Below are 12321 nucleotides of genomic sequence, written 5' to 3'. Positions count from 1 at the left end.
CTCCGTAGGGCGCTGGGATAGGGGGGACCCGCTGTTGCGGGGGGGAAGGGTTGACCCTTCCCTCCTGCGCCCTGCGGAGCGGGCTCCCCGCCTCGCTGCGCCCGCACACCGAAATCGATTTTACTAACACACCCGAGTGAGTCGTGTCTTGCAGTCATGGCATACATCGTTTATGAGAACGGCATGTCAGTGGCGCGATGGGTTCTTAGTGTGTGTCTTGCAGTCATCATTCCGACCATCGCATGGGCGGAGAATATGTCGGTGGGATTGGGACCGACTGGGCATTTCTTTTTGATCGACGGCACACCGCAACTCTCGCCCGGGTTCGGCGGCCATGTCTATTTCGACTATCGTTGGGCGCCGCAAATCTCGACCCAATTCGGTATTGACGTCACGACGGAAGGCGGCAAAGGCCCGCAAGCCGGCGACAACGACATCCTTTTCTTTGCGATCCCGACCGTCGATTTCAAATATTACTTCGTCAAGTCGAGCGGCCGCATCGATCCCTACGCGCTGCTCGGCATCGGATTTTTCATGACCTCCGAAGGCTCCGCCGACAACGGCACGCTCGCGATGGGCTTGGGTGCCAACGCCGGCGTCGGCGTCGATCTGTATTTCACGCCGGCCGTCTCCGCCAATATCGGCGCCACGTTCCATTCGATCGGCATGATCCAATCCCTCTCCGGCGCCAACAACGGCAGCGGCCTGTTCCCAGTCACGGCCTCCGGCAGTGTGGCGTTTCACTTCTGAACCGACCTTTATGCCTAAACTGAATGCCCGCATCCTGATCGTCGACGACAACAAAGTGAATGTGGAACTCATTCGCGCCCAGCTGCGCGCATTTCCGTATGAACTCGATGTGGCTTACGACGGCGAGGAGGCGTTGGCAAAGATCGTGCGTCACCCGCCAGACTTGGTGCTGCTCGACCTGATGATGCCGAAAGTCAGCGGCTACGAAGTCTGCAAAACGGTCAAGGAAGATCCGCGCACCCAATTCATTCCGGTCATCATCATTACAGCGTTGCAGGAACTCGACGACAAATTGAAAGCGATCGAACTCGGCGCGGACGATTTTCTGGTGAAGCCGTTTAACAAGATCGAACTCACGACCCGCATTCGTTCATTGCTGAAATTGAAGGCGATGCACGACGACTTGGAGCGGACGGAAAATATTCTCTTCAGTTTGGCCGCCGCGCTCGACGCCAAAGACCCCTACACGCGCGGCCATTCGGAGCGTGTAGCCCGCTACGCCACGACGTTGGCGACGGCCGTGGGACTTCCGGCGGACGAGATCGAACAAATTCGACGCGGAGCGCTACTCCACGACATCGGCAAGATCGGCGTGCGCGACGCCGTGCTCGCCAAACCCGGCGCGTTGACGGCGGAAGAAATGGATCACGTCAAAACCCATCCGGTGCGCGGTTTCGAGATCTGCAGCCCGTGTACTTCGCTGCAGCCGTGCTTGGGCTGCATCCGCCACCACCACGAACGCTTCGACGGCCAAGGCTATCCCGACGCGCTCGCCGCCGATCACATCCCGGTGGCCGGGATGATCACGTCGATCGCCGACGCCTACGACGCGATGACCTCGAATCGTCCCTACCGCCAAAGCCTCGGCCCGGAACGGGCACTGCGCGTCTTCACAGACGAACTCCCAAAAGGGCAATGGAACCCGCAGCTGCTGGCGATTTTTCTCGAGCTGCTCCATCGTGGCCAAATCTGAATCGAGTCACCATGGCCTTCGGCGCACGACAACGTGGAGTGGGAGAAGTCGTCAACGGCCGCTATTTAATCGAACGACCATTGGGCAGTGGCGCGATGGGCAGCGTCTACCTCGCCCACGACGCAATGCTCAATGAGCATTTGGCAATGAAGTACTTAATCGCCCACCCCAGCAAGGCCTCCGCAATTGCATCGTTCAAGACGGAATTCGCCACCCTGACGAAATTGCATCATCCGCATATCACGCGTGTCTACGATTTCGGCCAAGACGACGACACCGGCGGCTTCTTCTTTACTTCGGAATTCGTCGAAGGAACCGACTTCTACCATGCGGTGGAAGACCGCACGCCGCAACAGTGCGAACAACTCTTTGCCCAAGGACTACGCGCGCTGCAGTACTTGCACGACCGCGGCATCCACCATTTCGACATCAAACCGCAAAACGTCCTCGTGGCCCAAGGCACGGCGGAAGGAGCGGAAACGACGACGACGCAAATCGTCAAGGTCATCGATTTCGGCCTCGCGGCCGTCGGCGTGCAACACCACTTAGTCGGCACACCCAGTTATATTGCGCCGGAAATGATCCAGCGCGCGGGACCGGACCACCGCGCGGATCTCTATTCATTCGGCGTCCTGATGTATTTTGCACTCGCCCGCCATAACCCATTCCGCGCGGCGACGCGGGAGGAAACGTTTCAACGCCACTTATTGCTCACTCCGCCGCCGCTCCGTTCGCTCTGCCCGGAAATTCCACCCTATCTGGAGGCAATCATCCATCGTCTCCTCTGCAAACAGGTCGAGGCGCGTTTCAGTTCGGCAGCACAGGTCCTAGAAACCTTGACAGCACAGAGCGGGCACGATTACCGCGAGGCGACCGCACCAAGCGGACAGCCCCGCATTTGGGAATGCGGATTCGTGGGCCGCGACGACGAACTCGTCACGACCAGAGCCCACATCGACGCCGCGTTTGAAAGCCGATTGGATCGCCCAGCGCTGCTCTGGATTGCCGGCGGCGCCGGAACGGGAAAAACGCGACTCCTCCGAGAAATTAAGTTCGCGGCGCAACTCCGCGGCTTCGCCACGCACACATTCGATCACGCCGATATCACGGCCCGACTCCATTGGCTGGCCGCGATGGATGCGGCGCAAGAAGATCCGCATACCCCGGTCGCGCTGTTTCTCGACGACATCGACGCGGTCATTCGCGAACAACAGGCCGTCGAAATCATTTCCGGACTGCAATCGCTGGCGACCGCCACGCATACGCAGCTGGCCATCGGCGTCCCGGCCCGGACCCTGATCGTGATCGCGTCGGCCGCTGACGCGCAGACGGCCGCGATGATCGACCAGACGTTCCCGCTGCCGAAAGAAGCGGTCCACACGCTCGCATTACACAACTTGACACCGGATACGTTCCCACCATTCGCCGCCGGGCTGTTGGAGCACCCCACGTTGCCGGCCCTGTTCTGCCACGCCCTCTATCAACACACGGAAGGCAATCCGCTCTTCACGACAGAACTCTTGAAACAACTCGAAGCACGCGCCGCGCCCCTCGCCGCACTGACCACACCGGACGGCGCCACGCGCCTCGCCACCCTGTTGGACGATCTGGCGATGCCGAAGACAATCGAAAGCTGTTTGTTGCAGGAACTGCAAGCGCTCTCCACGACGGAGCAGCAACTGCTGCACACGCTGGCCGTCTGGCAACAACCGATCGCGAAGTGGCACTGGCAACACACAGCGACCGTGGAACCGACCACGGAACAGCTCACGCATCTGGTGCAACAGCAATGGGTCAGCTATGATCCGCTGACCCAACACTATCGATTCCGCAGCCGCACCAAACAACAACTCCTCTATCGACATCTCGATCCCACCGCGCGCGCCGCATTGCATGACCGTATCACGGAGCTCCTGATCCACGACGGCGACATGACGCTGGAACGGCTCTATGCGCACCGCACGCGCGGCACCGGCGCCGATGCCGCCGACTGCGCCCTCTTTACATTAGCCCAAGCCCAACTGGCGCAGACCGCGTTCCGCGACGCGATTCAGACCCTCACTGCGCTGCAACAGGCCACAGCCTTTCCGGAAGGATCGCCCGCGGCGCTTGAATTGACGCTGTGGCTCGCCCATGCCCATCGCGAAAGCGGCCACACGACTCGTGCCGAAGAACTCTATCAAACCCTCCAATCCTCGATGGCCGACGATGAACGTTCTCGGTTGCGCATGATGCGGGTCTACGAAGACCTCGGCCTGACCGCGATGCGCAAACACGACTTACTGGCGGCCGGCGCCGCGTTCAAATTGGCGCATGCCCTCACCACCGACGCGTTGGAAGACGAAGTCCACGCCATCCGTTGCGAGAATTATCGCGCCCGCGTGGATATGGAGAGTGGCCGGCACGAAAGCGCGATTGCGATATTCGAACGCACGGCCGCACGCGCCGCATCCATCGCCACCGACGCACAACTGACAATCACCAACAACGCACTGGCAGAGGCCTATTTTCGCCACGGCCGCCATGCCGACGCGCTCGCAAAGCTCCAACAGGAGATTGCGCGCTACACGGAGACCGGCCAACAACGGATGCTTGGACGGGCGCGACTGCTGCAGGGCCGGATCCTGCGCGCCCAACACGACGCTACTGCAGCCGCACAGACGTTGGAAGCCACGTTCGCACATGCCACCCAATGGGCCGACAGCGAGACCAGCCGCGCGGCCGCCGAAGAACGGGGAATGTTAGCGATCGCCGTGCAGGATTGGGCCAGCGGAGTCCTCTGGTTAGAACGCGCGGTCGCACTCGCCGCAGCCCACCAAGACACCTTGCAGCGCGCTCGTGTGGCGCTGGGTCTCGGGCAGTGTCACCGCGCGCTGGGCCACGCCGCGGATGCCGAACACGCACTCTTTCTCGCACTGGCGTTGACCCAATGCAGCCTTGAACCGGCACCCGACACCATCCGGCTACGTGCCCAAGCGCACACTCTATTGGGAGCGTTGTTTCAAACTACGCACGACAATACGCGCGCTGAATATCACTTGGATGCCGGACAACACCTTATGGCGTAATCGAAGCGGAGTACGTGGCGCCACACAGTTTCACCCCGAGTTCGACGAATTGGATCCGGATGCGAGCATTCGCTTCATCAATCACGATCTGCGAGAATGGTCGTTTCCAAATCGTTGGCGCCTCCGGATTCCGTTGGAACGTGAGTGGAACTCCCAGCACTTCTTTCGGCCACTGTGCGTCACCGACAAACGTCACGGTCACTTGATCAGACTTTACTTGAGTAAACAGCTCCCACAATGCCGCCATATCCAAACGGCATCCCGAGGCATCGCAAATCCCCGACGCTGCGGCACCCGCGCCATCAAGCTGCAGCTCCGCAATCGTCAACTCTCGGGACATCTTCCCTTGTACGAGCGGCTCGCCAAAACAATCAAACGGACACAACGTCCCCGGATACCAAATCCCCACTTCGGCCCGAAAGACCGCCGCGCCACTACGCGCCATCCCATCCGCATCCCCCGTCGCCACGTCCGCTCCCAGATCCCCACTATCCACCACATCCGCACTCCGCCCCTCCCCCACTTCACACCCGAGGCAAAAGAGGAGGCCTAAGACGACAAGAGGAGACAACGCCAAATTTGGCGCGATGGGCAGCGCACGTCTTTCCTTGCAGTGAGGCACGGGACTCGACCAACGACTGTGAGACGCAGGAGCGAGGCCGGAGGCCCGCTTCGTAGGGCGCTGGGATAGGGGGGACCCGCTGTTGCGGGGGGGAAGGGTTGACCCTTCCCTCCTGCGCCCTACGAAGCGGGCCTCCGGCCTCGCGGCGCCTGCCCCCCACACCACTGAACGATTCAAACGGCCTGTAGGCACCGGGCGGAGCATAGACATCCCTTTATTCGGCAGCCGACGAAAAAAGTTGCCTGAGTCGGCCTGACTTCCTTATTTTCCCCTCGCCCCGACGGGGAGAGGGTTCCGCCGCAGGCGGGGGGTGAGGGTCCGAGTCGGCCTGACTTCCTTATTTTCTGTCACAATAATGGCGCCGCAACCAGTCATTCTCAAATCGGCGCTGCACCGCTATCCATCTCACACCGCCCAAAACAGGACAAAAACAATTCCATTTCAACACCCTATCCGCCAGCCCACGCCCCACGCGGTCTCTGGCACAGCCATTGCTCTACCACTGGGGACACAACGGAGGTGGACTATGCAACCATGGACTATAACCAAGACCGCGATCGCAACGTTCCTCGCCGGGCTGTTCATCAGCTACGGTCCTGCTCCGGTCCAGATCGCCCAACCGGCCTGCGCGGCCGGCGTCCCTTCGGCGGTCCCGGACAGGGCGAGTAATGAGGCCAAAGATGCGGCACGGTATGACTGGACTGCAGAGAATCAATTGTCTGTTAAGAACTTTCCGACTGGCATGACGGAGGCGCATAAGAAGAATCTTTGCGCAGCCTTCATAGAGCAACAATATAAGATCGCCGGCGACGTCAACCATCTGGGCAATCCCCCGTCAGGCTGCGAAGAAGTCCATCCGTCTGTACCTCAGGGTGCAGTACCCGACGACATGCTTCGCTTCTTTCAAGCGGGATACGTCATTGCTATCGATAAAGCAGGCAACTGCGACGTCTACCCTGACGAGTGCAAGAACGATCCGGATATCAATCTGTACATGGTCAAAGAATACGTCTGTGCCGGAAAATCACTCCTGCCGGTCCATCGGCGCTGTCCCTGTAGCTGCAGCTATGGCGCATGCGACTGTAGCACGCCCCAGGCGGAACCAAAGAAGAGCTTCCTGTCGCCGGAAGACTTGCTGAAACCTCGGGTGGAACAAACCCCAGTCCCGCAGCCGATGGCACCGCCGCAGGCTGAACCACGCGCCGTCCCTCAAGGGAGTGGGTTTCACCCCATGCCGTCCATCCCAAAGTCTTAACGGCGGCGACAGAACATCGCCACGCAATGGCGATATTCTTCCCGCGCCAGCCAGCGCAGGCCCAACAGGTAAGTCAGCGCACCGAGCGCGATACACAGACTGACACCGCCGAACAAACGGCTCCGCGAAGTCACATCCGTCAACGCAATCCCACACGCCAGCCCCCACACTACGCCGGCCATGCACAGCGTCGCGGCGCAGCTACCGATCGCGCCGCGTAGCAGCCGTCGCCCTCCGAACGGGCCGATCAAGCGCCGCAGCCACCACCCGAGGAAGCCGAGTTGCGCCGCCGATGAAACCGCCATCGCCAACGCCAACCCTTGATGTTGTCGCCAGCGCATCAGTACGAGCGCGGCCACGCCGTTCGTCACAAGTCCCACGGTTGCGGCCCACACCGGCGCGCGCGGACGTTGCATCGCGTAAAAGGCGGGGACGATATTGCGCACCGCGCTGACAAACGGAATGCCGACCGCGAAGCCATACAGCGCGGCGACCGTCCCGTCGGTCGAGGCTGCGGAAAATGCCCCGCGCTCGAACAACAGCCGCACGATCGGACGCGCCAGCAGGATCAGTCCGACGGCCGCTGGGATCGCCTCCGCCAACGCAATCCGCAAACTCAAGTTGACCGTCTCCTTAAACGCGGTCAAATCGCGCGCGTTCTGTTGATCGGAGAGGGTCGGCAACGTCACGGTGGCCAGCGCCACGGCAAAAATCCCGAGCGGAAATTCGGTGATCCGGTCGGCATACCAAAGATACGAAACGCTCCCTTCCGCCAGGAACGAGGCCAACAACGTGATCATCAGCACGTTCAGCTGATAGACTGCGCCACCGTAGAGTGATGGAATCATTACGCGGATCAGTTGGCGCAACGCCGGATGGCGCCACGCGAACGAGAGTCCCGGCACGATATGCCGTCGCCAGAGCGGCGGCAGTTGCACTGCTAACTGGGCCAGACCGCCCGCCACCACCCCAATCGCCAACGCATAAGCCGGCTCAGTAAAATACGGCGCCAACCAGACGGCGGCGGCGATCATCATCAAGTTCAGGAAAATTGGCGCTGCGGCCGGGGCCGTGAAATGCCGCTCCACTTGCAACATTCCCATCAGCAACGCCATCACGCTGACGCAGAGCAGATACGGAAACATCACGCGCGTGAGTGCAACCGTCAGTTCGAATTTCACCGGGTCATGGATAAATCCGGTCGCGATCAGTCGCACGAGCCACGGCGCGGCCACGACGCCGCCCAGCAGCAGCAACAGGAGTAAGGTCAAGAGACTGGTCAGGATGACACTGGCCGCGCGATGCGCCTCCGCTGCGGATTGGCGCCGATACGAGGCGTAAATCGGGACAAACGCCATCGTCATGGCCCCCTCGGCCAACAGACGGCGCAACAGATTGGGAATGCGAAAGGCGACGTAAAAGGCATCGGCGTTGAAACGGGTCCCCAGACACGCGGCGATCGCCATATCGCGGGCCAAGCCGGCGATCCGGCTCAGCAACGTGAAGCCGCCGAACACCGCCGCGCGCCGACCGATGGCATGGCGGTCATCACGAAGCGGGGGCACAGGGGGGGGTGGGGCCATGGGCGGAGGGTCTGTAGCGCGGGCCATCCGCCTTGACAAGGCTCTTTCCGCCATGGTAGCGGCGCCCGAGTATTTAACGCGTCAGAAACAGAGGTCATCACTATGGCAGGCAAGACGGCAGGACAAAAGAAGAAGCTCCATACCGGTCGGCACGCCTCCGCGATCAAGCGGGCGCGGCAGAGCGAAAATCGACGCCGCTATAATCGGAAATATATGAAGGTGCTGCGCGAGGCCGTGAAGGCCGTCCGCGTCGCCGTCGGCGGAAAACAATTGACGGACGCCAAAACGGCCCTTAAGGCCGCCATTCCGGTCATCGCCCAAACGGCCCGCCGCGGCGTCATCCCCAAGCCCCGCGCCGCCCGCCAAATCTCGCGCCTAACGACCGCCGTCAACAAATTGGCGGCGTAACAATTCATTCTTCACTCATTGTATACATATCCCGCTGCGGAAAATACGTCACGCATGAGTGCGGTGTGTAGACCTCGGACCTTGAAACACCAACCTCCATTGGCGCGCGTCAGCAGCACGATGAAGCAATAAATTTCCGCCGCAGCAGCTGGCGATATGGTACCAACTTTGAAACTTCCAACAGTCACACGTTTCCGGAGCATACCGCTCAGAAACAGTGCGTCGGTTCCCCACTCCTCTGCCCAACAATCGAGCATACCCGGTGTGACGTTGCGCAGTTTCTCAATAGTTGTCACTGCACTTAAGGGTCTCGTGAAATGGCGGCCCAGCCACTCGTCTGAACGCACGAGCACGTTTCCAGCATCGCGGAGGGTCTTCAGGATGGGTGGCAATCCCCGTCCATCAACATCCATCAGACACCATCGACCATCTGGTCCCCGCTGGAATGTCAGTGAAAAATACCCTCGCAATAGTGCGACCGCAGTGTTTGGCATAATCGTGAGTCCACTGATCTTCTGGTTTGTTGCGGCATATTGGCCGCGAACGACCAGCGTATGACTTTCCAAATCGTCTGCCCATCGATCCAGATGCGTGCCGTTCAAGTGGGCCCACGCTTCCACGGTATTGAATGCGCTGAACGATTGGCGATGATCGCGAAAGAGCAGTTCGTTGCTGGGAACACTGATCTCCACGCGGCTTTGAAACACGGCGAGGACTTTACGCACGCTATGTCCAGCGGCCGCCCGCACGTGCCAGCGCTCTTCTCCGTCTTGTTCAAGCGTCACCGTAAAGCCATTGTCGGGGAGTTCGCTGGGAAGAGAGGGATGGAGCAAGAGACGGTCGACGCGCCCCGATTTACTCACACGCCCACCGCTGATCACCAGACTGCGACTGCCCCATTGGTGGGCCCATTGCGTGAGTTGTGCCGGAGTCACTTGTGCGAGTGCTGCAAGGGACTCAATACCCAGTGGCCGGAATGCATTGGATCCAGGATCAAATCGGGTAATCGCTGCGCCCGCCTCAACCGAAAGCCATGTATCTTGCGGCACCTCGAGATCTGGAATGCTGCGTAACGCGGCGAGCAGTTGTATGCTGCCAGTGGTCGCCTGTACCATTCTCCAACCAGTGTCGTGATCATGGACCAGAACGATACAGAAATAGGAGTGTGGTAAATCGGCTGGGATACTCGCTGTCACACGAAATGCCGCGATCCCTGTTGTACCGCGTATACAGCCGCTCAGCACAATGCGAGGGCTACTCCATTCCCGCTCCCATTGCTCCAGTCGGCCTGTGGTCAGCGCGGCTACGGCATCGGTTGAAGTGATGGCACTCAAGGTGTACGGCAGCGAGCGCGATAACCATTCATTCGAAGGGACCTGGACACCCGGGATCTGGCGCAATACCGGGACGATGATCGGTAGAGCATGCCCCTGGACCGAGAGAACTTCCCACGCACCGGAAGGCAACGGCGTTAGGACGATTTGCGAACTGCCCTCCACTCGGTCCCGTGGATTAATGGCAAAGCCGGTGATCCTGGTTCCATTCACGATGCCGACCAGTGTCACGATGGGAGTTCCCCATTCGTCGGCCCATTGGGCAAAAGAGGCTGTGGTCAATCGAGCGAGTGTGGCGACCGAAGTCACCTGGCTGAACGTGTATCGCATCGCACGAGAGAGCCATTCATTAGAAGGCACCTTGAGCCTCGGGATCGCCCGCAGTGCTTGAACGATTGCATCGACATGATGGCCACCCACAGCACGCACCTGCCATGTCCCTGTTTCATCTCGCTCGCAGGTAATCTGAAAATAAGCCTCTGGCAACGTGACCGGAACGGTCGTTGAAACGGCAAAATGGACGATGCGGCCATCGGATTCTAGATTCCCAGTGACCACAAGTCGGCGACTATCCCATTCCTCCCGACCGGCCCATCGTTCCAAATCCTCCACGGCGAATAATGGCGACTGATCGATGGAGACCACCGCACTCAGCGCCTTCACACGTCCGCGCCCCAACCATTCAGCGGAGGGGACCTTGAGATCGGGAATGCGGCGCAGCAAGGGAATGAGCCTTGGAAGATGCGCGCCGATGGCATCGGTGACACGCCATGCACGGTCGCTATCACGGACCATAGTGACGGCAAAGTGCCCTGAAGATAATGCGGCCGGTGCGGCGACACCCACGGCGAACCCGGTGAGGGAACCACCCGGGTCGAGACCTCCCCAGAAGACCACCGTATCGCTGCCTATCTGGCGCGCCCAATCGTTAAACGTATCGCTGGTGAACTCACTCAGGAGAATGGTGGGCCGTAAGGCTGCTGGCGCTTGGTGGCCTCCTTGAGTGACGACCGTTCGCTTGATGCCCCATTCGAGCGTCCTGAAACGCGTGACCGCGCGCGCTCGACAATCAGTGATAATCGAGCGGATGGTCGCCGCTGTGTCATCCGGCACGACGTGTAACTCCAATCCTAAGGCCGTATCTGGTGCTAAACGGACCGGGACTAAACAGCCCGCATCATGATCGTTCCGAATATACAACCCCTCTTGGTAACGATCATCGCGCGCGCGCCGAAGTTGGAGGGAACAGTAGTCGCTCTTTTCGATCGCTAGGGTGATTTCATAAATTGTATGCAGCAGCAATAATAGCGCCCCATCTTGATCGGTCGTCAGTGAAACTATCACGGCATCGGAGACGAGCTGCCCTGCGGCGTCGGCAATTTGATGACTCAGCAAGAGAATGGCATTCGGATCTCTCCGCAGACAGGCTTGGAAAGCCCGCACCAATATTGGGCGAACAGCCACTTCGGCCATCAACCCGGCGACTTGATCGAGAATTCCTTGTTGTTGGCTGGTCGCGTCGGCGACCTCCAACTGACGGAGCAGCGACCGCATGCGCTCCACCTCTTGGCATTCAAGCCACGCCCGATGCTCCATGAGCCACGCACATAATTGCGGATAGGTTTGGCACTGCGGTGATGCAATCACCGCTTCCGGAACCACGGGCAGGATGGGGTTCGCACTCCAACGTTCGATCACAGCAATGGCGAATGTTTCAAGATCCAATGACTCGCGCGCCCTGGGCCGCCTTTGAAATGCCACTTGCGGAGCGGGTGCCGTAAGCGTGCGCGTCGCGCGCCGAACGGCAATGAGTCCAAGTCGCGCAAAGGCCTCCAAATCCGACGGCGAGAGTTCAGAATATGCGAGCGCTTCCTGATGGAGAATGAATGTGGTTCCGTCGACATTAATGAGCAATCCCCCATCGATCGTGGGGGTGTCCGCCCACTGATCGCTGCTCAATGGAATGGGACAATAGGCATGGAGTAAAGCGTATAGCTGGTCAACTGCCGATTGCCGCTGCAGGCAAAAACCCACCGGCAGGAGTGTCTCGCGCGGATGGGTCACAATACCTGTGGCGAGGAGGGCGCTGTATACGGTGGCATCGAGCACCGCGGCTAACACCGGTTCCGGCGGCAGTAGGTAACGACATGTCCCAGGGAATAATGGTGACGCCTGGGTGGTGATCAGTTGCCATCCGGCGCCAAGCCCACGCCGAATCCGTCGTGGTAGTAAAAACGGGGGGCGAGCACTCGGAGTCGTTCGCCAGGCAGCCGGCAGCTGTCGTGGGTGGCGCACGACGCCAACTCCATCCAACCATGAACCAATGGG

At 60.1% G+C, this 12321-nt stretch carries 8 protein-coding genes; 5 read left to right on the top strand and 3 right to left on the bottom strand.

Annotated elements, in window-relative coordinates; genetic code table 11:
• Positions 1-156 precede the first annotated feature (156 nt).
• From HY696_07625 to HY696_07615, 3 genes are read left to right on the top strand one after another with little or no spacing between them, the layout of a single operon-like run.
• Positions 157-750 (top strand): hypothetical protein, encoded by a 594-nt coding sequence (locus tag HY696_07625; GenBank protein ID MBI4238268.1) that lies wholly within the window; start codon positions 157-159, stop codon positions 748-750.
• 10 nt (positions 751-760) lie between these two features.
• Positions 761-1723, top strand: a complete 963-nt coding sequence (locus HY696_07620) for a response regulator (protein ID MBI4238267.1) — start codon at positions 761-763, stop codon at positions 1721-1723.
• A gap of 11 nt (positions 1724-1734) precedes the next feature.
• The gene (locus HY696_07615) at positions 1735-4791 is read left to right on the top strand and encodes a protein kinase (protein ID MBI4238266.1); all 3057 of its coding nucleotides are present in this window, start codon (positions 1735-1737) and stop codon (positions 4789-4791) included.
• On the opposite strand, the gene HY696_07610 is transcribed toward HY696_07615, so the two are convergent.
• Positions 4781-5290, bottom strand: coding sequence for a hypothetical protein (locus tag HY696_07610; protein MBI4238265.1), 510 nt, complete (start codon positions 5288-5290; stop codon positions 4781-4783). The two genes, HY696_07615 and HY696_07610, sit on opposite strands and share 11 nt — an antisense overlap.
• A gap of 649 nt (positions 5291-5939) precedes the next feature.
• Between HY696_07610 and HY696_07605 the strand changes: the two genes are divergently transcribed.
• On the top strand, positions 5940-6668 hold the full coding sequence (locus HY696_07605; protein MBI4238264.1) for a hypothetical protein: 729 nt from the start codon (positions 5940-5942) through the stop codon (positions 6666-6668).
• On the opposite strand, the gene murJ is transcribed toward HY696_07605, so the two are convergent.
• Positions 6665-8233 (bottom strand): murein biosynthesis integral membrane protein MurJ, encoded by a 1569-nt coding sequence (murJ, locus tag HY696_07600; GenBank protein ID MBI4238263.1) that lies wholly within the window; start codon positions 8231-8233, stop codon positions 6665-6667. The two genes, HY696_07605 and murJ, sit on opposite strands and share 4 nt — an antisense overlap.
• A gap of 120 nt (positions 8234-8353) precedes the next feature.
• Here murJ and rpsT point away from each other — a divergent pair, with 120 nt between their 5' ends.
• Positions 8354-8659 (top strand): 30S ribosomal protein S20, encoded by a 306-nt coding sequence (gene rpsT / locus HY696_07595; GenBank protein MBI4238262.1) that lies wholly within the window; start codon positions 8354-8356, stop codon positions 8657-8659.
• 11 nt (positions 8660-8670) lie between these two features.
• On the opposite strand, the gene HY696_07590 is transcribed toward rpsT, so the two are convergent.
• Positions 8671-12288, bottom strand: coding sequence for a hypothetical protein (locus HY696_07590; protein ID MBI4238261.1), 3618 nt, complete (start codon positions 12286-12288; stop codon positions 8671-8673).
• Positions 12289-12321 lie beyond the last annotated feature (33 nt).

Source organism: Deltaproteobacteria bacterium (assembly GCA_016210045.1).
Lineage (GTDB): Bacteria > UBA10199 > UBA10199.
This window is presented reverse-complemented; position numbering and strand designations above follow the sequence as displayed.

Bases quoted from the DNA above. Each gene is read 5' to 3' on its own strand.
- HY696_07615 (MBI4238266.1), top strand. From the start codon at position 1,735: ATGGCCTTCGGCGCACGACAACGTGGAGTGGGAGAAGTCGTCAACGGC.
- HY696_07625 (MBI4238268.1), top strand. From the start codon at position 157: ATGGCATACATCGTTTATGAGAACGGCATGTCAGTGGCGCGATGGGTT.
- HY696_07620 (MBI4238267.1), top strand. From the start codon at position 761: ATGCCTAAACTGAATGCCCGCATCCTGATCGTCGACGACAACAAAGTG.
- HY696_07605 (MBI4238264.1), top strand. From the start codon at position 5,940: ATGCAACCATGGACTATAACCAAGACCGCGATCGCAACGTTCCTCGCC.
- rpsT (MBI4238262.1), top strand. From the start codon at position 8,354: ATGGCAGGCAAGACGGCAGGACAAAAGAAGAAGCTCCATACCGGTCGG.